The organism is Calyptranema fuscum S582, from assembly GCF_055793305.1.
In genome coordinates this window covers 1-22,402 of record NZ_JBSLYH010000034.1, presented here as the reverse complement: position 1 = coordinate 22,402, position 22,402 = coordinate 1, and the positions used below count along the sequence as shown (strand labels likewise).

Here is a 22,402-nt window from a genome sequence, read left to right as displayed (position 1 = left end):
CAGTCGTCAGTCCACACCCCGTCCTTAACCCAAGCAGGTACCGCTATAAGGATCACCGATTCTTTTTGAGAGAGCGGCGGCTCCGCCGCTCTCTCAAAAAGAATCGGTTTTTTAAATCCATGAGCCTAAGCGATTAAAAATTGCGGCAGGAGAGGTAATCGTTTGAAAAACGATTACCTCTCCTGTTTCTGAGCGGCGATCGCCATACTATCCATACTCCCGACAGGCTGCCAAAAACGTTTGCGGCAAGTCAGGTCTAGCTCCCCAATGCAAATGCACATAGGAGGCATGGAGCTGGTGCGATCGCCATCCTTCTTTGTGTAACGCACTCCGATCGCTGTACCCTTTGACCTGATAGACAGACGACTCTAGCAAAGGTTGTAGCCCAGAGCGATGAAATTCATGCCCCCAAACCGTGGTTCCAGCGGTTAACAAGGGCGTATCCTGCAAAGCGATCGCCTTGCGATAGCCCAACGTCAGTTTGCCCGTCATCACAGCCGTCGTAGGGATGATCCCCACCATCGTCCAGGAGCGCTGCTCAAAATCTATGATTTGCTGACACAAATACATCAGCCCCCCACATTCTGCATAGGTCGGCAACCCTGCCCGAATAGCTGAACCCACCGCTGTTTGAGCGGATTGATTGTCTGCCAATGCCTCCGCAAACACCTCCGGAAACCCTCCCCCCAGATATAAACCACTGATCCCCGATGGTAGACAAGTATCGTGCAACGGACTCCAGGAAATCAGCTCTGCTCCTAGCTTTTCTAATAATTCCAGATTATCGGCATAGTAAAAACTAAATGCCCGATCCCGAGCGATCGCTATCCGCACAGGTCTCGCAGGACAAGGATTAGAGGTCAAACCATGCTCTCCTCCCATCTCCCGTTCGACTCCGCTCACGGCAAAGCCCATCTCCCCCACCTCCCCCATCTCCCCTATCTCCCTCATCTCCCCTATCTCCCCTATCTCCCCCATCTCCCCCATCTCCCATCCGACTCCGCTCACGGCAACGCCCATCTCCCGTCCGACTCCGATCAACGGCAACACCCGCGACCAATCAAAACAGGTTTCCCCCAGACAGGCTAAGCGATCGATGAGTCGATCAAGTTCGGGCAATTCTGCCGTGGGAACCAGTCCCAAATGGCGATCGGGTATGGATATCTGGTCTTGCCGTCTGAGGACACCTAGAATAGGCAAATTTAGGGGTTCCAGCGCATCTTTAAGTAACTCCAGGTGGCGATCGCTACCAACCCGATTCAGTACAACCCCTGCTAACGTGATGCGGGGATCAAAGGTGCGATAACCATGGGCGATCGCTGCGACAGAGCGAGAGAGACGGCTACAATCCAACACCAGTACAACAGGTAGATTCAGCAACCGGGAAATGTGAGCCGTACTGGCCATTTCATCAGTACCACTTGCCCCGTCAAATAACCCCATAACCCCCTCAACCACAGCCCCATCTATTCCTCCAAGATGTTGGGCAAAGCATTGCTGCACATAGGTTTCTGACGTCAACACCGGATCAAGATTACGACATACCCGTCCTGAAACGTAGGTATGAAACATCGGGTCGATGTAATCGGGCCCCACTTTAAACGACTGAATATTTAAACCCCGTTGTTTCAGTGCTGCCAACAACATCAGCGTAATCGTTGTTTTCCCGACACCACTGCGTTCGCCCCCAATCACCACCGCCATTTTGACTATCCTAAAAGAGAAATTAAATCTAAAAGCACAAAATTTGGTTCAAAGTGAACAGCTTTACAATTTTTAACTTGGTAAAACTACTCAAAACTCACTGACTTGTCAGAGGGGGATTTGAATTCTCCATCTAAGGGGAGATAGTGAATTTCTTGAAAAGTACACTTAAAGGGGTGGTCATTTTGTCAAACGGTTGTTATCTTTCTTTACAAGGGTGACTTAAATTTATCCCTTTTTTGGGAATCCTAGAACGTAATACTTGTAGTCAAGTAATACAAGAGTCGATTTCGGTCAACCTGGATTCCTGCCAAACCACAGGAAGCTTTGATTTCGAAGCCTTTTGGGATTTTGGTCTTACTTATCTAACTAGAGTCGAGGTACTGTCCTATGGAACCTACGTCTTTCGAACTAACTCTGGAACAGCAGTTTGAAATGCGGCGTATGCAGAATGAAGCTCAGGCAATGAGCCGCGAGCAAGCTCTGGATATGTTGTTACAAGCCTCCCGCCTGCTCATGGTCAAAGATAATATTATCCGCAACCTGATCAAGCAAAATCCTGTCCAATCTTTGAGTTAAGGAGAACCGTACAATGGACCCAATCGCATTTGAGCTCACTATGGAGCAACAGTTTGAAATGTGCCGTCTGCAACAGGAATTGCAAGGCATTGACCGTGATCAAATGATCGACCGACTGTTACAAGTTGCAGAAACCATCATGGTCAAAGACAATTTGATTCGAGATCTGGTAAAGAATGTGCTTCTGTAAGGAAGCCAACGGATGACGCTCTCCATCTCTTGCTTTGTTTCACCACGGAAAGAAGCTGGGGTCGCTGGGACGTCAACGCCATCTCACCCAATTAATCGCATCAACTCAGGCATAACGCTCTTCAGGGCATTTTTAGTGTTCATCCCGGTTAAGGAAAATCTTAACCCTTGCTCAACTCAGGACCTTCAGACTGGTAAACACGACATCTTAGTCTGACAGCGCGAGAGAATTCTTTAGTGCTCCATTGGTTGAATCGCGCGTCAAGCTCCTCACTTCATCATTAGTTTTGACGTTCGCATCCATATCTATATCTCAAGGTCAGTCTCGCAGGACTTTCTACAATTTCAGGGTTAGTCTTGTAGGACTGTTCACATCCCTCATGACTCCTTGACCGAAGAGTCATTACCGCAATTCTTCAAAATTTATTTATGGCAGCCGCAAGGCTGACCCGGACAGGGGGCGAGGGCTGTGCCTCCGCCCTCTGTGCGAATGAACCATTCAATTGCTACACCTACGGATATGGCGCTACCCGCTCAGAAGCAGTCTGCCAAAAATCGTTTGACGCAACCCCAGAGAAATCGCGATAGTCTAGACTGGGGTCTGTTATGATTCCGCCCTGTACCCATGCCAAGGCTTGAACATGTTTCAAAGCGCTCTAATTTGTACGGATCTAACAGACGGGCTTGCCCGCTTGGTCAATTTTGTTCCGAGTCTAGCTGCCAGTGGCTTGCAACGACTAGTGTTTTTGCATGTGGTTCCGTTTTCGCAAGAACGAGAAATTCCTCGCGTCAATGAAGCGAAAATCCAAATTGCTCGCGATCGCCTCGCTCCGGCTCTGGCAAATCATCCGGGCATCGAGGTCAAGGTCGAAATTCTCAGTGGCAAACCTGGCGACCAGATCATTGCTGCCAGTAAAACTCATCATCCCGATGTGATTATTTTGGGAATGCCCAATCGCAGCCGCATTAATGAACAACTGTTTGGTAGCACCACGATTGGGGTATGCCAGCGGCAAACGGCACCTATCTTAACAGTGCGCCCCCAACTGATTTCGACCTATACCAGCGAAGAGTTGGAGCTGCGGTGTCAGCATCTATTCCGCTATTTTTTGATCCCCTATGACGGCAGTGAACCAGCCGATTATTTAGTCGAGCAAGTCAAATCCTATGCCCAACGGCAATCAGGACAATTTTTAGCCGGTTGTTTACTCGCCTGGGTGATCGATGAAGGCGGACGCATCCCCAAAGCTCATCTGCTCCAACCCGCCCAAGAAAAAATTGCAGTTGTGAAAGAACGGTTAACAGCGGTGGGGCTGAATGTGTCTACCGAAGTGCGCCAGGGAGAACCTATCGTCGAGTTGCTGGCTCTGGCAGAGCAATACGATATCAGTGCGATCGCCTCTTCGTCAGGCAGCATGGGTAAGCTCAAGTCCTGGTCTGTCCCCAGTTTTACCAGTGAGCTGATTCATCGTAGCTGGCATCCCGTCCTATACTTCCCACCCAAATAACCCATCGGTAAGCATTCTCCTTTTCGTAAGGGTAATGTTTTTACACCTTCGATTCATGGGCTACATCCGTTTGTTCAGACGTGCGATCGCCTTTTCTCTCGCTCAAAAATAAATTTTCCCCCAGAAATAAGCTGCAAGTATGAAAAGAATCCCTTACTTCGGGGCAACTCTTAAAAACCGAGGGTAAGCTAGAGGCGACTTGGATTGAGCTGAAGAACGACAGGAGCCCAGAATGGCTAAGAGTTTACTCGAACAACTGCGGGAAATGACCATCGTGGTCGCGGATACCGGGGATATTCAGGCAATCGAAAAATTTAAACCCAGAGATGCCACGACGAATCCCTCTCTGATTACGGCAGCTGCCCAAATGCCGGAATATCAGGAGATTGTTGACCAAACGCTGATCAAAGCAAAGCTAGATGCAGGGGTAGGGGCAACGGATGATCAGGTAGTATCTCTGGCGTTTCAACGGTTGGCGGTTGCCTTTGGTCTGAAGATTTTAGAAATTATTCCGGGTCGGGTGTCAACGGAAGTCGATGCACGGCTGTCGTATGACACCGAAGCCACCATTACTACTGCCCACAGCTTAATTGCCCAATATGAAGCGGTTGGGGTTTCACGCGATCGCATTTTGATCAAGATTGCCTCGACCTGGGAAGGCATCAAAGCGGCTGAAGCGTTGGAAAAAGAAGGGATTCATTGCAATCTCACCTTGTTATTTGGCATCCACCAGGCGATCGCCTGTGCCGAAGCGGGGGTGACGTTGATTTCTCCCTTTGTCGGTCGCATTTTAGATTGGTACAAAAAAGATACAGGTCGCGACAGCTATCCATCGGCGGAAGATCCGGGGGTGTTGTCGGTGACTCGCATCTATAATTACTACAAAAAGTTTGGCTACAAGACCGAGGTGATGGGAGCCAGCTTCCGCAATTTGGGCGAAATTACCGAATTAGCAGGGTGCGATCTGTTGACGATCTCTCCGGCATTGCTGGCAGAGTTAGACTCGACGACCGACGTGTTGCCGCGCAAGCTCGATCCCGCTGCGGTTGCCGACCTGGACATCGAAAAAATTCCGATGGATAAAGCTGCCTATGATGCGTTGCATGAGAGCGATCGCATGGCATCGGAAAAACTCGACGAAGGCATCAAAGGGTTTACCAAAGCTCTAGAAACCCTGGAGACCCTTCTGGCAGATCGGCTGTCTCGTCTCCATGGAGAGGAAGCCGTGAGTCACGCGGCTGAAAACATCTTCCATGTCTATGATTTGGATGGCGATGGCTTCATCACCCGCGAAGAGTGGATGGGCAGTGATGCCGTATTTGATGCATTGGATATGAATAAAGATGGCAAAATCACCCCCGAAGAAATGGGGTCGGGGTTGGGTGCCGTGATCCAATTGGCAAAGGCGAGTTAGTTACAGGGTTGGGTAATACCCACCTGACGATAAAACCTGATGTTTCGCGAGAGCGACGGCTCCGCCGTCACTCTCGCGAAACATTAAGGATCATGGATTTAATAAAACCGACGTTTAGTTTTGGAAGCGCGGCTTCGCCGCGCTTCCAAAACTAAACGTCCGGGTTTTAATTAATTTGTGATCCTAAGCATGATCATGATCCTGTGGGCTATGGGCATGACTGTGCCCATAGGCTCCAGTTTCGGGTTGAAATGGGGCGATCTCGGTATGAACGTGTAAGCCCAATTGCTCTAGCATGGCTTGCAAAACCGAGTCGGGAGAAAACCGCAAGTAGTCTTCGGTGACTTCTAGCGGCACATGACGATTGCCCAAGTGATAAGCGGCACGGAGCAGTTCCAAAGGGCTATGGGCGATCGCCGTCATCACGGGTTCGGGTTTGGCGACGATGCGCACCAAGGGATCATCCGGTTCCCCTTGCAGCAGATCGCCGTGATGTAACACCGTACCTCTGGGCAGATTCAGGTACAGCGATTGGTGATCGTCGGTTTCAAAATAATGACGCGATCGCGTGCGATCGTCAGCCGTCAATGCCAGCGTTAAGCAGACAGGAGTAGCAGGATTCGCAGGCAACCGTCGAATTAGAGTTAACATCATCCGTGACCGAATCTATCACCAATAAAACCATCGCCTTGACAAGCTGCCAGGGGAGGAAGGAATTTTGTGAGAACTGGAGTAAATTGAAGACACCGCAAATTTAACGGGAACTTCCGCCCGCCTGCTCGGGTTGCTCTACGAATCCTCGGCGGTGAAAAATTTACAGCAAGACCAATTTATAGCGAAACCTCTATGTCTGCAACGATTGCTCTGATTGCGCACGACACGAAAAAAAATGACATGGTCGAATTTGTGCGACAGCACAAGCCTCTGCTGGCTCACTATAACCTGATAGCAACAGGTACAACCGGGCAACGAATTCAAGAAAGCACTGGGGTCGTGGTCGAGCGGGTGTTGTCAGGACCATTGGGCGGAGATGCCCAAATTGCGGCGCGTGTGGCGGAAGGAGATGTAGCGGCGGTCTTTTTTCTCATCGATCCGCTCTATGCTCAGCCCCATGAACCGGATGTACGGACGTTGCTGCGTATTTGCGAAGTTCATAACGTGCCCCTGGCAACGAATCTGGCAACGGCAGAGGCGATCGCCGCTTATCTGGCGAAGATGCAGACTGCCTATTTGATCTTCAATCCAGTGGCGGGTCAGAGCAATGCCAAACAAGACCTGGCATTGATCCGCTCAATGCTGCAACCGCATATGCATCTGGAGGTTTTAGAAACGACGGTAGAAATCGGGGCTGAAGCGTTAGCCCAGCAGGCGATCGCCGCGAATGCAGATCTGGTGATTGCGTCGGGTGGCGATGGCACGATCTCGGCGGTTGCAGGAGAAGTGATCTCGACGGGCATTCCTCTGGGGGTGATTCCGCGTGGCACTGCTAATGCCTTTGCGCTGGCGTTGGGGATCACGGGTGCCATGAACCCGATCCGGACGGCTTGCGACGTGATTTTGGCAGGGCAGACCCGCGTGATTGATGCGGCTCGCTGTAACGGCATTCCCATGATTCTGCTGGCTGGGATTGGGTTTGAAGCTGAAACAGTGGATAAAGCTTGTCGAGAATTGAAAGATCGTTGGGGCAGTCTCGCGTATCTCATGGCAGGCTGGCAACAGCTGAATGACCAAGAACTCTTTGAAGCAGAAATTGAGGTGGAAGGCAAAGTTGAAAGTGTTCAGGCCGGTGCCATTACCATCGCCAATGCGGCACCGCTAACATCAGTTCTGGCGCAGGGGGGTGGGCAGGTGGTTTTTGATGATGGCTTGCTGGATGTTACGATCGCCACGGTTGAAACCAAGCTGGGAGCCGTTACCTCCATGATTCGGATGTTGGGTTCGGCACTGGTGAAATCGGGGACACAACAAGAAAATATTGCGTATTTCAGCACCCAACGCCTGAAAGTGACTGCCAATCCTCCCCAAAAAGTGGTCGTTGATGGCGAAATTATTGGCACAACACCGATCGAAATTGACTGTTTGCCCAACAGTCTGATTGTTTTTGCTCCATCCGCTTAGAACTACACTCGAATGAATCTGCAATCCCGGTTGAGAGAGCGACGGCGGAGCCGTCGTTCTCTCAACCGGGATTGGGCTTTGTTCGCGCAATTTACCCAGCACTCGCTAAAATTCTAAGGGTGCAATTTTATTCCAAGCTCGAATCCCAAAGATAATTGCACTCTCAGATTGATTCTTCATCCTTTAGCCGTTGTAGTTCTATGTCCGTTCGCGTTCGTATTGCTCCCAGTCCCACTGGCAATCTCCACATTGGAACTGCCAGAACTGCCGTATTTAACTGGTTATTTGCTCGTCACCAGGGTGGGCAATTTATTTTGCGAATTGAAGATACCGATTTGGAGCGATCGCGTCCTGAATATACTCAAAATATTTTGGATGGCTTGACCTGGTTGGGGTTGACTTGGGATGAAGGTCCCTTCTTCCAGAGCCAACGTATGGATCTCTATCGACAAAAGATTCAAGTTCTGCTCGATCAGGGCTTAGCATACCGGGCATATGATACCCCCGCAGAATTAGATGCCATGCGCGACGCCCAAAAAGCAAGAAATGAAGCACCACGCTATAACAACCAGCATCGCAACCTTACCCCCGAGCAAGAAGCAGCTTTTATTGCAGAGGGTCGTCAGCCCGTTATCCGGTTCAAAATTGACGATGCCCGAGAGATTAGTTGGACGGATCTGGTGCGCGGCACCGTCACCTGGAAGGGGCGTGACCTGGGTGGCGATATGGTGATTGCGCGAGCCGCATCGGCAGATGATATGGGGCAACCGCTCTACAACTTTGTTGTGGTGGTCGATGACATTGATATGCAAATCTCCCATGTAATTCGCGGCGAAGACCATATTGGCAATACCCCCAAGCAAATTTTGCTGTACGAAGCGTTAGGTGCAACGGTGCCCACGTTTGGGCATACACCGCTGATTCTCAATGCCGCTGGGGCGAAGTTGTCGAAGCGAGATGGTGTCACATCCATTTTTGATTTCAAGAAAATGGGCTATACCGCAGAGGCGATCGCCAACTATATGACCTTGCTGGGGTGGTCGCCCACCGAAGGGATGAGTGAGATTTTTGCCCTGCCCGAAGCCGCTCAACATTTTGGGTTTGAACGAGTGAATAAAGCCGGGGCTAAGTTTGATTGGGACAAACTCAATTGGCTCAATAGTCAATATCTCCATGCCATGCCTGCGGATCAGTTAACCGATTTGCTGATTCCCTACTGGCAAGAAGCAGGCTATGACTTTGATGTCGTTGGCGATCGCCCCTGGTTAGAGCAGATGACTGCTTTGATTGGTGCCAGCCTGACCCGGTTGGATGATGCCGTTGCCATGACCCGTTATTTGTTTGTCAAAGATATTGGCTTTACCGATGAGGCACAAGCCCAGCTCCAGCAAGCAGGAACGGCGATCGCGCTGCAAAGTATCCTGAATGGATTGACAGAAACGCCTGAGCTAACCAGCGAAACCGCTCAAGCCATGATTCAGCAAGCCGTCAAATCTGGCAATGTGAAAAAAGGCTTGGTGATGCGGGGGCTGCGGGCAGCCTTGACAGGCGATATGCATGGTCCTGATTTACTCCAATCTTGGCTATTGCTCCATCACCACCAAATCGACCAGTTTCGTTTGCAACAAGCGTTAGACATCGCAAACGCCTAAATTGAGGGGATGAACGCAAATGCGTTCACCCCCTCAATTTAAGATTAAGCTTATTCATCCAGCACGTTTCAAGGCAATGCGGGACGAACTGTTGTTGGAGAGGCACGCGGAGCGCGGCTTTCCAACAACAGTTTGATTTTATCAAAGCGCAAAGCGCTGCATAGGGCGCTACGACTTCAGAAGCAGCACGAGTAGCTATAGAAAAGAAATGGGTCAACCTGCGGTTGACCCATTTCTATAAATTCATCAATATGCTACGCGGTTTTAACGGAACATGCTGCTGACCGAGCTATCTTCGTGAATCCGCCAGATTGCTTCACCCAGCAAATTAGCGACCGAAAGAATGGTGAGTTGCTCAAACCGATTTTCTTCGGGTACCGGAATCGTGTTGGTGACGATGACTTCTTCAAAAACACCGCTCGACAACCGCTCGACCGCCGGTGGAGAAAACACAGCATGGGTTGCACAAGCATATACCTGGCTTGCCCCTTCTCGCCGTAACAAACGAGCACCTTCAGAAATCGTTCCGCCGGTATCAATAATGTCGTCTACCATAATGGCAGTCTTGCCTGCCACATCCCCAATCACGTTCATGACCTCTGCTACATTGTGAGCCTGACGACGCTTATCAATAATGGCGAGAGGGGCGTCGTTTAACTTTTTCGCAAAGGCTCTGGCTCGGGCAACCCCACCCACATCGGGCGAGACAACAACAATATCGGATAGCTGCTTCTCAACCAGGTAATCCAGAATCACCGGAGAACCATAGACATGATCAAACGGAATATCGAAATATCCCTGGATTTGAGCAGAATGCAAGTCCATTGCCAAAACTCGATTTGCGCCGGCCTGGGTAATCAGATTAGCGATTAACTTAGCCGTAATTGATTCACGACCTGCTGTTTTTCGATCTGCCCGAGCATAGCCATAGTAGGGAATGACTGCCGTAATTTGGCGGGCTGAAGCACGACGGCAGGCATCGATCATAATCAGCAACTCCATCAGGTGATCGTTAACCGGATGGCAGGTCGGTTGCACGAGATAAACGTCACAACCGCGAATGGATTCTTGAATTTGGATATACAGCTCTCCATCAGCGAACCGCTTGCGTACCATGGGACCCAAGTCCATCCCAAGATAGCGGGCTACTTCCTGAGCAAGGACTGCATTTGCCGAACCAGAGAACAGCCGGAGACGACTGTTATCGGTAATCGACGAGAAAGTAGAGGGAAGAGGTAGAGTTGCAGAGTGGATCACAACAGGTCCTCGCGTCGGCTGAATTCATCGCAATACTAGCATTTGAAATGAGAAACATCTCCCAGCATTTCTTCGGAATTTAGCGAAGAAGTGAAATTAGGAGACGGCTTTAATATAAGGTGCGACCCCAGCGAATACTAAAATTTTTAGATATATAAAATAAAAAGATTGAAAGATATAAAGTGACGTTAATCAAAATTGATCGACGGGCTAAATAACACTCGATTGCATAAGAAACTTTACGAAGGGAGATGCCCCGAAACTTGATGTGAAACAAAGTCAACGTCAATGATCAATTTTTTAAAAAGTTTTAAGTTCGATACGAATCTTAATTATAGGAGATTTCGTTGCAAACTGAGATTGTTTTATCGCGGTTGGTCTACTCCTTTCCCGACAAGATATGTCAGGATCAAGTGTCACTCTCTTTTTAAGCGCTCCTAATCATGTTGACCCACACTTCTACCCCGACTCTTCCGTTTCTGGGTGCCGACGTGGCTACCGACTACAAAACTGCTCGTGTGGTCATTTTGCCGATCGCGTTTGAAGCCACGACAACCTATCGTCGCGGTTGTGAAAATGGTCCGGCAGCCATCTTAGACGCCTCCCAACAGGTGGAATATTACGATGAGGAGCTAGACCGTGAGATGTGGGACGTCGGCATTTACACCCACGATCCGATCGCCGATACTCGCAACGGTCATCCTGTGTCTTCCGAAGCCATGCTAGAGGTGACACAACAGACGGTACAGACATTAATTGCAGATGGCAAATTTGTGGTGGGTTTAGGAGGTGAGCACAGCATCACCACGGGGTTGGTCGAAGCGTATCGGCAGGCAAACCCAACAGAACGGTTTACTGTCGTGCAAATCGATGCCCACGGAGACTTGCGACACGAATACGAAGGTTCGATTCACAATCACGCCTGCATCATGCGGCGGGTCGTGGATATGGGGTTACCCACCGTTCAAATTGGCATTCGTAGCATTTGTCGAGAAGAAGCCGATTTGATTAAAGAAAAACAACTGACTGTCTTTCGGGCACGGGAAATTGCCATGCAACCCGATTGGATAGAACGGGCGATCGCCAGTATTCCAACCCGGAAAGTCTTTCTCACCATTGACTTAGATGGTATCGATCCGACGCTGATCCCTGGAGTGGGCACACCCGAACCCGGTGGACTAAACTGGTACTCCTTAACCACTTTCTTGCGGCGTGTGTTCGAAGCCTATGACGTTATCGGCTGTGATGTCATGGAATTGGCACCCATCGTAGATTCTGTCGTCTCTGAATTTACCGCTGCCAAATTGGTCTATAAGCTAATTGGCTATCAAGCTTTAGCGCAAGGTTGGTCATCTGTTACGAGTGAAGTTTAAGGGTTAAGGGTTGATTTTTCGTGCCCTTCGGGCACGAAAAATCAACCCTTCTGCTTCTAGCGGGCTGAATCAAGTTCCGCAGCGCTATAATTCAAACCTTAAACCTTAAATCTGTTCCGATCCCCGACCCCTCATTCTCCTCAGGCAAACCTCAAACTGTTCCCTCTTTCCCTGTTGATTCATCTACCTCAACAAAACAACCCCTATGGAAAAAACTGGTACCCCAATAGGTAGTTATGCGCCAGATTTCGAGCTACCAGGGATCGATGGCTCTGTTCATCATTTGGCTCGGTATTTAGAGCGCTATCGAGCGGTTGGTGTGATCATCATGTGCAACCACTGCCCTTATGTAAAGATGTATGTAGAGCGGCTCAAACAAATTCAGGCAGAGTTTCAGTCCCAGAAATTTACGCTAGTTGGCATTAATGCCAATGATGACAGCCACTACCCCGAAGATAGTTTTGAGCAGATGAAGGTATTTGCGGCAACCCATCAGCTTAACTTTCCTTATCTCCGCGATATTACTCAAGATGTTGCCCGTAGTTTTGGCGCTGAGCGGACTCCAGAAGCGTTTTTGATCGACCAGAAAGGCGTTCTTCGCTATGGTGGATTAATTGATAACTATGCTCAAGCGTCCGACGGGGTAACGGTTCAATATTTTCGCGATGCGATCGCCAACCTTCTGGCAAATGAGGCGATCAGCACATCGTTTACCCATGCGATCGGGTGCTCTGTAAAATGGCGTTCCTAGTCATGGCGATCGCAGATCGGTGGCGTGATCGATCCCAGGAAACGCGATCTACTGATATCTTAGGGTGAAAGCTACTTTAAGTTTGAAAATTGTCACCTCATGGGTACTACGTACAAGCGAGTCTTATTAAAACTGAGCGGCGAAGCCCTAATGGGTGACTTGCCGTATGGCATTGACCCGATGATTGTCGAGAATATGGCTCAGGAAATCACGGAGGTCGTACAAAACGGCGTTCAGATTGCTGTGGTCGTGGGTGGCGGCAACATCTTCCGGGGAGTCAAAGGTGCCGCAGCCGGGATGGATCGGGCAACGGCAGATTATATAGGCATGATTGCAACGGTGATGAATGCCATGACCTTGCAAGATGCTCTCGAACGTAATAAGGTACCGACTCGGGTGCAAACTGCCATAGAAATGCAAGAAGTGGCTGAACCCTATATCCGTCGCCGTGCGATTCGTCACTTAGAAAAAGGTCGAGTTGTGATCTTTGGAGCTGGATCGGGTAATCCTTTCTTTACAACCGACACGACGGCAGCGTTACGAGCCGCAGAGATTAACGCAGAGATTGTTTTTAAGGCAACCAAAGTGGATGGGGTTTATGATTCTGATCCAAAAACGAATCCCAATGCCCGACGGTATGAAAGCCTGACGTATGGGCATGTGTTGACCCAAAATCTTAAGGTCATGGATGGTACTGCGATCGCTCTGTGTAGAGACAACAGTATTCCTATCTCTGTATTTGATCTCTCTGTAGCAGGGAACATTCGCCGTGCCCTTATGGGAGAATCAATTGGAACAATTGTGGGAGGTTCTTGTGAAGTTAACTGATGTTGAAAGCCATATGCAAAAAGCAGTTGAGGCAACTCAACGGTCTTTTAATACGATCCGGACAGGACGAGCCAATGCCGCACTGCTAGATAAAATATCAGTGGAATACTACGGTTCGCCAACGCCGTTAAAGTCTTTGGCAGGGATCAGCACACCCGATGCAACGACGATCGCCATTCAGCCCTACGATCGCAACAGCGTCAGCCTGATCGAAAAAGCTATTTCTCTATCGGATATCGGGTTAACTCCGAATAATGATGGATCGACCATTCGGCTACATATTCCACCCCTGACGAGCGATCGCCGGAAGGAACTCGTTAAAGTGGCAGCCAAATATGCCGAAGAAGGCAAAGTTGCGATTCGCAATATCCGCCGCGATGCCGTTGACTCCGTACGAAAGCAAGAGAAAAACGGTGAGGTGTCTGAAGACGAAGCCAGAGATTTGCAAGACAGCATCCAAAAGATGACAGATAAATATGTGAGTAAAATCGATCAAGTCTTCGCCGAAAAAGAAGTAGACATCACGACGGTTTAAAACGGTAACTGTCACCAACGTGTCACTGAATAAAATGGGGGTGTAGAGACAGTGTCTCTACACCCCCATTTTTAATAGAATCCCAGATCGGTGCTCTTGGCTCAAACGGGTGAGGATACCAACTTTTTATGAAGACGCGCCAAACCTATGACCCCCTGTAGTTCCCCTTGGCAAGGGGGACGGCGACAGCCGGGGGTAAAATCAGGCGCAGCCTCATATAAAAACGTGATGAGTAGCGACGCGGCGTGCCGCGTCGCTACTCATCACGTTTGATACCCAATTAAAACCCAAATCACTTTTACAGCGCTTCTCGCTTGGATATGTTTAGATTTTTTGTTGTGTGCCGCGCGGAGCGCGGCACACAACAAAAAATCTGTAGCTTAAGCAATTGAAAATGGCTGTAAAACGCGTTTTAGATCATACGAATACCCTCAGTTATTCCTTTCAATTTAATTCAATTGAGTTGGAAGAGAGGATTGATTCAATTTAATAAAAATGCGTTTTATTAGCTCGAAATTTCTGAACTGATAAAAACAAACTTCTCAATTTTATGTAATTTCTATTTTTGCATCACGTCTTAAATTTAGCTGAAAAAGCCTGATATGACGTGAATTTGATTCTATGACGATCGCAATTCAGATTAAGTTCCCATGCGAATAAAAGATCCGTAGTTTTATGTTTAGATGTATTTAAAATACTGGAATACTCTGCAAAAACAACTAAAGATTCAGCATGTACTGAAATTAATCGCCTCCGAAAAATTGCTGATGCCAACAAATATTGCGATCGCTTAAAACTGAAACGTTTGCATCTTTATTAAATCTTCAACTGATTGAAGAATTGACGTTGAGAGTTCGATCATGATCCAACCTTAGATTGGGGTATTTGCCAGTTAAACGCTAGCCCGGTGCATTCAAATCATCTCAGCAAGCATCATCAGAATGGTCGTTAACGTTCCCTATATTTGATTGCAATGGACTGTGAATGGGTTTAGCAAAAACCTGACTGTAAAAGCCATCTACCCGATCGATTAAGTCATCATCTACCGCTAAATATGTCTGATTCAGGGTTATGAATGTTCGATGCTGTCCGCTATTTAGACAGTGCGATCCATTGCCCCAATCTCCGCTGCGATGCGCAGCGCCCTTCTAGTGAGAAAACAAGCTTGCTGCAAACCCATCTGAGCCAGGTTAAGTGCGATCGCTATTGGCTTGGGTGAGACAGATTTTTGGGCAAAGCGATTTTCTTCGCCATATTGCCTTTTACGAGAAGTCTAGTATTTAGAGGTACGCTGATGTCATTTTCAGAGTTCAATACGCTTGACAGTCGTGAAATGCAAGGACAATCTCTTGCAACCTTCAATCCATTACAAACAACTTTCAATAGCCTTCAGTTCAATCAAACTCAGCCTTCTATGTTAGCAGGCGAAGATATTTCAACCACGATGGCTCGCCAAGCTAGTAGTAGCCGATTGAGTAAAGCCGCGATCGCCGGTGTCACTTTAACTGGCGATAGCAGCAACAATAAATTAACCGGAACTGTTAACGACGATACTCTGTACGGCAAAGGTGGCAGTGACACGCTGTTGGGTGGCAGTGGTGCAGACAAGCTATTTGGGGGAGATGGCAATGACACCCTCAAAGGAGAAGCCGGAGATGACCGCGCCGAAGGCGGCAATGGCGACGATCAGCTTTTGGGCGCGGGCGGGAAAGATACGCTGCTGGGCGGCAGTGGTAGCGATACACTGACAGGAGGCGATGGCAACGATACGCTGACGGGCAACGCGGGTAAAGATACCTTGAAAGGTGGCAATGGCAACGATTCGTTGACAGGTGGTAACGGCAAAGACACACTCACCAGCGGGGCTGGCAACGATACGTTTGTGTTTTCTGCCACGGTGGCAAGTAGCAGTCTGACGTCTGCCGATGTCATTACTGATTTTGCCGATGGGAAAGATGTGATCAAGTTGTCTGGGTTAACGTTTGCGGATCTAAAAATTACCCAGGGTACGGGTGATCAAGCCGGCAATACGATCATTCAAATTGCCGATACGGGCGATTACTTGTCCATTGTTCAGGGCATTAGCAGCAATACACTGACAGCGGCTGATTTTCAATCGTCCAGTACCGTTTCATCGCCTGCGGCAGTGTCAATTAGCAGCAGCACGATTAAGTTTGGATCGGGGGATAGTCAATCAGCGATCGCCTCTTCGGGTGCAGCGAAGATCACCATTGGCACTCAGACCATCTACATCGGCACCCAACAAGTGACCAGCACCAACCAGAACCCCATTATTGCCAGCTTTGATAGCAGCAATTCCAGTAACAACTGGGTGAAAACAAACTACGAGATGACGGGCGCAGATGGTCGAGGGTATGGCTTATTCTGGAGCGGCACTAACTTGTATGCCGTGTTCAGTGTGGATGGCACGCAAGGTTCATCCAGCGAAGATTTCCGGCGAGTCAGTGGCGATGCGACACAATCCTGGTTGAGGAGTTATGGACAGGGTGGCGGTGCTAAAGTGGCAGTTTTGGCAAAACTTAATCCGGCAACAGGCGAAATGACTGATGCAGTTTATCTCTCAGCGATTCTCAGCAGCGGCGATAGCAATAGTCTGTCCATTACCGACTTATCGGTTAATTCATCAGGCAATGTGGTTGTCAGCGCTCAATCTTACTTTTCTCCCCGTAATCCCGACGGTAGCGCCATGACCCAAGTCACGACGGCTAGTTCACCGTTTGATTACACCGTGGTCATCACCCCCGATCTGACGACGGTTGTGGACACCTCAGCGGTCGGTTGGACTTAAGATCACACTCTCAATTAGGTAAAGTACAAGGTATCGGGAGAGCCGCGCGGAGCGCGGCTCTCCCGATACCCGTTGATCTATCCAGGCGCGAAGCGCTATACACCAGAATTCAGTATTGTTTCTGGAGCAATTTTGGCAATTAATGCTACACTTTACGTGTCAAGTGTTGCAAAAGGTTGCGATGCGGTGAAGAATTTCTCTTTAACTGGACACCCCTGGTTGCCGGTGTGGTATCTGGAAATGAAACTGCAACGCAGGCGGTTATCAGACCCAGCTCTATCGTGGGCAGACCGTTGTGAAGGACCTAGTATGCGCTGATCGACCTGTAACTGTAGGTTCACAGGCTTTAAACCACTGGTCAGAGGGTGTTTATATCCTCATGACATCCTAGTGAACTGGGTCGATCAACCTTCTGTAAGAAGTTTTTAGCTCGAATAGCGAATGTGTTCACGCAGTCGTTCTTCTGTGGGTGAACCTGAGCACCTGTCGCATGGGGGTATTCGGTCATATCCTCTCAAATTCGTGTCTCTTTAGAGTCAGGATCTCAAGCGTTCATTTTCGTTGAAAGTCTTCGGACATGATGCCTTTCTGGAATCAGTTGCCGCTGGGCTGCGGGCTCAACCGGCAATGTATGCAGAGGGGTTGCTCTGTTCGTGTCAAAACTTTCTTGATGCTCTGAGCTTTTCAGAGTTTTGCCAGCGATCGCTTTGCACAGCAAACGGTTCTGGGCACAAAAAAGTGGAGTGGTTCTAAGGTTCTTTTCATTCGGGAGTATTGTCATGGCTCATGCACTCAATAACAAAATCGCACCTGCCCCTTTGCCTTCAGAAATCAGCGTGGTGGATTTGATCGATGGGTATTTTACGGCTTACAACTCGGCGCGGTTGCGCGAAATTTGCCATCTCCTCAGCCGAGATGTAATGCAAGCGGGTGTAACCGTTGGTTTGAGCCTTTCCGGAGCAATGACACCTGCTGGATTTGGCGTCTCTGTGTTAGCTCCGCTGATGCGTCATGGTTTTATTGACTACATCATCAGCACGGGGGCAAACCTCTATCATGATATTCACTATGGCTTGGGGTTAGATCTATACAGTGGTAATCCCTTTGCCGATGATGTGAAGCTACGCCAAGAAGGTCGCATCCGCATCTATGACATCGTGTTTGGGTATGACGTGTTGCTAGAAACAGATGCTTTCATCCGCGAAATTCTTCGTGCTCAACCGTTCCAAAAGCGTATGGGTACTGCGGAATTTCATCATCTTTTGGGCAAGTATGTGCGAGAGATGGAAAAGCAGCTGGGAGTCAAGAATTCTTGCTTGTTGGCAACAGCCTATGAATGTGGCGTGCCCATCTACACGTCGTCTCCGGGCGATAGTTCGATCGGCATGAATGTAGCAGCACTGGCACTTGAAGGCTCTCAACTGGTGATTGATCCATCTCAAGATGTCAATGAAACAGCTGCGATCGCCTATGGTGCGCGTGAATCAGGCATTCCGGGCGTAGAAGGAAAGAGTGCCGCATTGATTTTGGGGGGTGGCAGTCCAAAGAATTTCATGCTACAAACCCAACCCCAATTGCATGAAGTATTGGGCTTAGAAGAACGCGGGCATGACTACTTCATTCAAATCACCGATGCTCGCCCTGATACAGGTGGCTTATCGGGTGCAACCCCGTCTGAAGCCGTCAGTTGGGGCAAGATTGATCCGGAAGAATTGCCCAGCACAATTGTTTGCTATACCGACAGCACGATTGCCCTACCCTTGATGTCGGCTTATGTCATGAATCAGTGTGCCCCTCGCGAACTGAAGCGCCTGTACGATCGCCGTGAAGCATTGCTGGAAACTTTGAAAACAGACTACTTAGCGGCTAAAGCCAATCAATCGGATAAAGTATTGGCAGAAGTTGCAAAAGCGATCGTACGTGAACCTGTTGCGACATATCCTTGTGGTACACCGATTCGCAATGGACATCGGTAAAGATCTCAGATTCAATTGAATTCAGGGATTGAGATGGTTTGATTTGAAGCGCGGCAATGCCGCGCTTCAACCATAAATAGTTGATAGATGATCGCCTTCTGGAGGCGTGAAACTTCCTGATCACCTTAAGTTTTGTCGAGTCAAGTTTTGATAGACCGCGTATTGTCACCCGCCTCAAGTGTTTATGAGCAGTAGAAATCCACTGCAAAAATAACTATGAATTCTGAGCAAAGACTGGATTATCTTTACAAAGAATATGTGCGATTAAGTCAGCAAGCAGAAGAGTATATCAGGAGTGCTTTTGATGACTTTAAATTGATGGGAGTCATCGGCGCAACTATAGCACTTTGGAAACCGATCGTAGACGTCATTGTTCTTGCAAATCCCAAGATTGATTATAGCGGACTCTTGTTTTTAGGCTTTCTCAGTCTGTTGCTGGTTATCGCAATTATCGGGTTTTGGAACTTAATAAAACAATCTTTTATCATTTTCTTTGCAGATAACCTTCAGGGATATGAAGAAGAACTTAGAAAAGCACTGGATGAACTTGGCGATTCAAGGATTTTCAACCTAAATCTTGAGAAAGAAACAAAGCTTCTCGTTAGCTACAGAGTTACATTCACAGCTTTTATTGCAGTCTTTACCCTTGCAACTACGGTTATCCCTTTTCTAATTCTGTTTTCTTTTAACTTGACTTATTCATTGATATATCTGTTGCTATCGTTGACAATCTTTGGGATCTATTTTCGCGTGCTTAAGAAGTCAACCCGACAATACCTCAAAAGGTAACTTGAAGCTGGTTTGGGCATTGCTTAATCCAGCTATGAAATTTGATGTGGGTGTCGCGCGAAGCGCGACACCCACATCAAATTTCATAGCTCAACTCAGGTGATCACCCTTTCACACAAACCACTTGCTTTAGGGTTGCCACGATTTCAACCAGGTCAGACTGATTGGTCATCACCTGTTCGATCGGCTTGTAGGCACCCGGAATTTCATCCAAGACGCCCCCATCCTTGCGACACTCCACACCTTTAGTTTGCTGAATCAAGTCATCTAACGTAAACGCATTTTTTGCCTTGTTTCGAGACATCAAACGTCCAGCCCCATGCGAGCAAGAGCAGTAGCTCTCATGATTGCCTTTGCCTTTGACAATGAAAGACTTTGCCCCCATGGATCCGGGAATGATGCCATAGTCTTCGGTGCGGGCGCGAACGGCTCCTTTGCGGGTGACGTAAACATCCTCACCGTAGTGGACTTCTTTTTCGGCATAGTTGTGATGACAGTTGACGGATAGCAATGGCTTGGTAGGTTTACCCCCGGCTAAATGCTGTTCCACAATTTGCTTAAAGCGAGCCATCATAATATCGCGATTGTAGCGGGCATAGTTTTGTGCCCACTGTAGGTCGCGCCAGTAGTCAGCAAACTCTGGTGTTCCTGCGACAAAGTATGCCAGGTCAGGATCGGGTAGTTTGGTTTCTGATAGTTTTGCCAGATCGCGTGCGGTGCGAATGTGGTTTTGTGCCAACATATTGCCGATATTGCGAGAACCAGAATGCAGCATTAACCATACTTGATTCTCGGCATCCAGACAGACCTCAATAAAGTGATTGCCACCTCCTAGAGACCCCATCTGCCGCAGGGCTTTGCTTTCTAAATGGTGTACACCCTCGTGCAAGTTTTTGAATGCGTTCCAGCCTTGCCAGTTGTAAACGTCTTTGTCTACTTCTTTGTTTTCATTGAAGCCTGTTGGAATCTCGGCTTCGATCGCCTGACGGATTTTTTTGAGTTTGCCGTCTAATTGGTCGGCGTTGAATGGGGTCTTGATAGCGCACATACCACAGCCAATATCAACGCCTACTGCCGCCGGAATGATAGCGTCTTTAGTGGCAATGACGGAGCCGACCAAAGCACCTTTGCCAAGATGAACATCGGGCATCAGGGCAACATGTTTGAATACGAAGGGTAATGAGGCAACATTCTTTGCCATCTTGGTTTCTTCGTGCCCCAGGTCATGGTTTGCCCAGGACAAAACTGGGGTTGGAGTCGATAGTTTGAGGGAAGTGTATGGCATAGGTATGATCTTAGAAAAGAAGCGGTTAGCGGTGGGTTGTCAGTGATTAGCCCTTGTATTTGGGATGCTGTCGCAAGCTCTTGTGAATCTGCTTCCAGCGTTGCTTTTCAGCGAGTTGGGCATGGTGGTCTTGTTGTCGTGCCAGATAGTTGAGTTCGCGTTGGAGTTTTTGATAGTTGGTCAATCGCTGTGGGGTAAGTGTTCCTGTGGCGATCGCCTGTTGAATAGCACAGCCGGGTTCAGATTGATGGCGACAATCCCGAAATCGACATTGTTCTGCCAGGTGTTCGATATCTGCAAAGGTTTCGTGCAGACTCTCTTCCCCTGCCCAGATCTGGATTTCCCGCATTCCAGGGGTGTCGATAATCAAGCCGCCCGAGGGTAGCCGCAATAATTCACGACGGGTGGTTGTGTGCCGTCCTCGACTGTCAGCTTCCCGAACGGTCTGGGTCGCTTGCAGGTCTGCACCGATGAGTTGATTGCTCAGGGTTGATTTACCTACACCTGAAGACCCCAGTAACGCAACCGTTTTGCCAACTTGCAAGTAGGGGTGCAGGGCATCCAGTCCGCTGTGCTGACGGGCGCTGAGAGGGATAACGGGAACACCAGGGGCGATCGCTTCTACTGATTCAATGCAGGCATCGATCGTGTCGCATACATCGGCTTTGTTTAGGACAATCACCGGGTTTGCGCCACTTTCCCAGGTCAAAATGAGATAGCGTTCAATCCGACGTGGATTGAAGTCATGGTCTAAGCCCGATACTAGAAATACGGTGTCTACATTAGCAGCTACGATTTGTTCTCGGGTCTGAGCCCCAGCTGTTTTGCGGGAAAACTTACTGGTGCGCGGCAAGATGTGATGGATCGTGGCACGTTGTTCGGCGGTGTGAGGGGCGATCGCCACCCAATCGCCAACGGCGGGAAAGTCTTGGGGACTGGTCGCCTGATGGCGCAACTTACCCGAAACGGAGGCTGTCAGCTCACCGACTTCGGTATACAACGTGTAAGCACCCCGTTGCTCTAATGCAACGCGCCCTGGCAGATACCCTGCGGTACGATATGACTCAAAATGTTGGGCAAAAAACTCGTTCCAGCCCAATGGGTGTAAATTCATGACAAGTTCCTCGATGTGATGCTCGATTGGCGAGGCTCACAGAGGACGCGGATCAGGATGACTGAATCAGTTCCTCTATCACCTCGTGAGGTGGGGGGTGGGGATGGATGTTAGAACCGACTCAGACATAAGATCCTCCTTTTGGGTACTGAAGGTTATACTACAATTTATGCTACATAGGGATACAGCGTCAATCCCTTCCATTCCTGAAATCGAAATGTAGAGCTATACGGGTTGATTTCGTACGGTGTTGTGGGGCGCTCCGCGCCCCACAACACTATTTCTATAGCTTAGGATCGTGGATTAAATAAGATCGAATATTGGGTCGTTTGTAGGGGCGAACGGCCGTTCGGTATGTGATTAGCGTGAGTGTACGGGAATCATCCCCCCCCACGGAAATCAGGGGTAACTAAGCTAGAGATACCGACTGATTTCAGGTTGTGATGCTACCGCTAGAAGATCCGACACCGCCCAGCAATAGCTCGCTCTCAGAGACGAGAGAGCGGGCTATTGGGCGAGTG

At 48.9% G+C, this 22,402-nt stretch carries 19 protein-coding genes; 14 read left to right on the top strand and 5 right to left on the bottom strand.

Annotated elements, in window-relative coordinates:
- Positions 1 to 207: 207 nt before the first annotated feature.
- The gene (locus tag ACR6Z4_RS21070) at positions 208 to 1,704 is read right to left on the bottom strand and encodes a cobyrinic acid a,c-diamide synthase CobB (RefSeq protein WP_479719289.1); all 1,497 of its coding nucleotides are present in this window, start codon (positions 1,702 to 1,704) and stop codon (positions 208 to 210) included.
- 390 nt (positions 1,705 to 2,094) lie between these two features.
- On the opposite strand from ACR6Z4_RS21070, the gene ACR6Z4_RS21065 reads away from it, so the two are divergent.
- From ACR6Z4_RS21065 to ACR6Z4_RS21050, 4 genes are all read left to right on the top strand, one after another.
- Positions 2,095 to 2,283: an NblA/ycf18 family protein gene (locus tag ACR6Z4_RS21065; RefSeq protein WP_479719288.1), complete on the top strand. Its 189-nt coding sequence runs from the start codon at positions 2,095 to 2,097 to the stop codon at positions 2,281 to 2,283.
- Positions 2,284 to 2,296: 13 nt separating this feature from the next.
- A complete protein-coding gene (locus tag ACR6Z4_RS21060; protein WP_479719287.1) occupies positions 2,297 to 2,473 on the top strand; it encodes an NblA/ycf18 family protein in 177 nt (58 codons plus the stop codon).
- A 640-nt stretch (positions 2,474 to 3,113) separates the two neighbouring features.
- Positions 3,114 to 3,980, top strand: coding sequence for a universal stress protein (locus ACR6Z4_RS21055; RefSeq protein WP_479719286.1), 867 nt, complete (start codon positions 3,114 to 3,116; stop codon positions 3,978 to 3,980).
- Positions 3,981 to 4,212: 232 nt separating this feature from the next.
- A complete protein-coding gene (locus ACR6Z4_RS21050) occupies positions 4,213 to 5,394 on the top strand; it encodes a transaldolase (RefSeq protein WP_479719285.1) in 1,182 nt (393 codons plus the stop codon).
- A gap of 183 nt (positions 5,395 to 5,577) precedes the next feature.
- Here the strand turns inward: ACR6Z4_RS21050 and ureE are convergent, their stop codons facing one another.
- Positions 5,578 to 6,045, bottom strand: a complete 468-nt coding sequence (ureE, locus tag ACR6Z4_RS21045; RefSeq protein ID WP_479719352.1) for an urease accessory protein UreE — start codon at positions 6,043 to 6,045, stop codon at positions 5,578 to 5,580.
- Between the two features lie 195 nt (positions 6,046 to 6,240).
- On the opposite strand from ureE, the gene mgsA reads away from it, so the two are divergent.
- A complete protein-coding gene (mgsA, locus tag ACR6Z4_RS21040; RefSeq protein WP_479719284.1) occupies positions 6,241 to 7,512 on the top strand; it encodes a methylglyoxal synthase in 1,272 nt (423 codons plus the stop codon).
- Positions 7,513 to 7,712: 200 nt separating this feature from the next.
- Positions 7,713 to 9,164 carry a glutamate--tRNA ligase gene (gene gltX, locus ACR6Z4_RS21035; protein WP_479719283.1) on the top strand — a complete coding sequence of 484 codons (1,452 nt, stop codon included), beginning with the start codon at positions 7,713 to 7,715 and terminating at the stop codon, positions 9,162 to 9,164.
- A 264-nt stretch (positions 9,165 to 9,428) separates the two neighbouring features.
- Here the strand turns inward: gltX and ACR6Z4_RS21030 are convergent, their stop codons facing one another.
- Entirely contained in the window at positions 9,429 to 10,445 is a 1,017-nt protein-coding gene (locus ACR6Z4_RS21030) for a ribose-phosphate pyrophosphokinase (protein WP_479719351.1), read from the bottom strand.
- A gap of 419 nt (positions 10,446 to 10,864) precedes the next feature.
- On the opposite strand from ACR6Z4_RS21030, the gene speB reads away from it, so the two are divergent.
- From speB to ACR6Z4_RS20990, 8 genes are all read left to right on the top strand, one after another.
- Complete coding sequence (gene speB, locus ACR6Z4_RS21025; protein ID WP_479719282.1) at positions 10,865 to 11,794, top strand: agmatinase; 930 nt, start codon at positions 10,865 to 10,867, stop codon at positions 11,792 to 11,794.
- A 205-nt stretch (positions 11,795 to 11,999) separates the two neighbouring features.
- Positions 12,000 to 12,545, top strand: coding sequence for a thioredoxin family protein (locus ACR6Z4_RS21020; RefSeq protein WP_479719281.1), 546 nt, complete (start codon positions 12,000 to 12,002; stop codon positions 12,543 to 12,545).
- Between the two features lie 99 nt (positions 12,546 to 12,644).
- Positions 12,645 to 13,373: a UMP kinase gene (gene pyrH / locus ACR6Z4_RS21015; RefSeq protein ID WP_479719280.1), complete on the top strand. Its 729-nt coding sequence runs from the start codon at positions 12,645 to 12,647 to the stop codon at positions 13,371 to 13,373.
- Complete coding sequence (frr, locus tag ACR6Z4_RS21010; protein WP_479719279.1) at positions 13,360 to 13,908, top strand: ribosome recycling factor; 549 nt, start codon at positions 13,360 to 13,362, stop codon at positions 13,906 to 13,908. Before pyrH ends, frr begins: the two co-directional genes overlap by 14 nt.
- A gap of 1,075 nt (positions 13,909 to 14,983) precedes the next feature.
- Positions 14,984 to 15,127 carry a hypothetical protein gene (locus tag ACR6Z4_RS21005; protein WP_479719278.1) on the top strand — a complete coding sequence of 48 codons (144 nt, stop codon included), beginning with the start codon at positions 14,984 to 14,986 and terminating at the stop codon, positions 15,125 to 15,127.
- Between the two features lie 75 nt (positions 15,128 to 15,202).
- Positions 15,203 to 16,717 carry a calcium-binding protein gene (locus ACR6Z4_RS21000; protein ID WP_479719277.1) on the top strand — a complete coding sequence of 505 codons (1,515 nt, stop codon included), beginning with the start codon at positions 15,203 to 15,205 and terminating at the stop codon, positions 16,715 to 16,717.
- Between the two features lie 779 nt (positions 16,718 to 17,496).
- A complete protein-coding gene (locus ACR6Z4_RS20995) occupies positions 17,497 to 18,693 on the top strand; it encodes a homospermidine biosynthesis protein (protein ID WP_479719276.1) in 1,197 nt (398 codons plus the stop codon).
- Positions 18,694 to 18,909: 216 nt separating this feature from the next.
- Positions 18,910 to 19,482 carry a hypothetical protein gene (locus ACR6Z4_RS20990; protein WP_479719275.1) on the top strand — a complete coding sequence of 191 codons (573 nt, stop codon included), beginning with the start codon at positions 18,910 to 18,912 and terminating at the stop codon, positions 19,480 to 19,482.
- Positions 19,483 to 19,585: 103 nt separating this feature from the next.
- On the opposite strand, the gene ACR6Z4_RS20985 is transcribed toward ACR6Z4_RS20990, so the two are convergent.
- Both ACR6Z4_RS20985 and rsgA read right to left on the bottom strand, forming a co-directional pair.
- On the bottom strand, positions 19,586 to 20,767 hold the full coding sequence (locus ACR6Z4_RS20985) for an RtcB family protein (protein WP_479719274.1): 1,182 nt from the start codon (positions 20,765 to 20,767) through the stop codon (positions 19,586 to 19,588).
- 46 nt (positions 20,768 to 20,813) lie between these two features.
- On the bottom strand, positions 20,814 to 21,881 hold the full coding sequence (gene rsgA, locus ACR6Z4_RS20980) for a ribosome small subunit-dependent GTPase A (RefSeq protein WP_479719273.1): 1,068 nt from the start codon (positions 21,879 to 21,881) through the stop codon (positions 20,814 to 20,816).
- Positions 21,882 to 22,402: the final 521 nt, after the last annotated feature.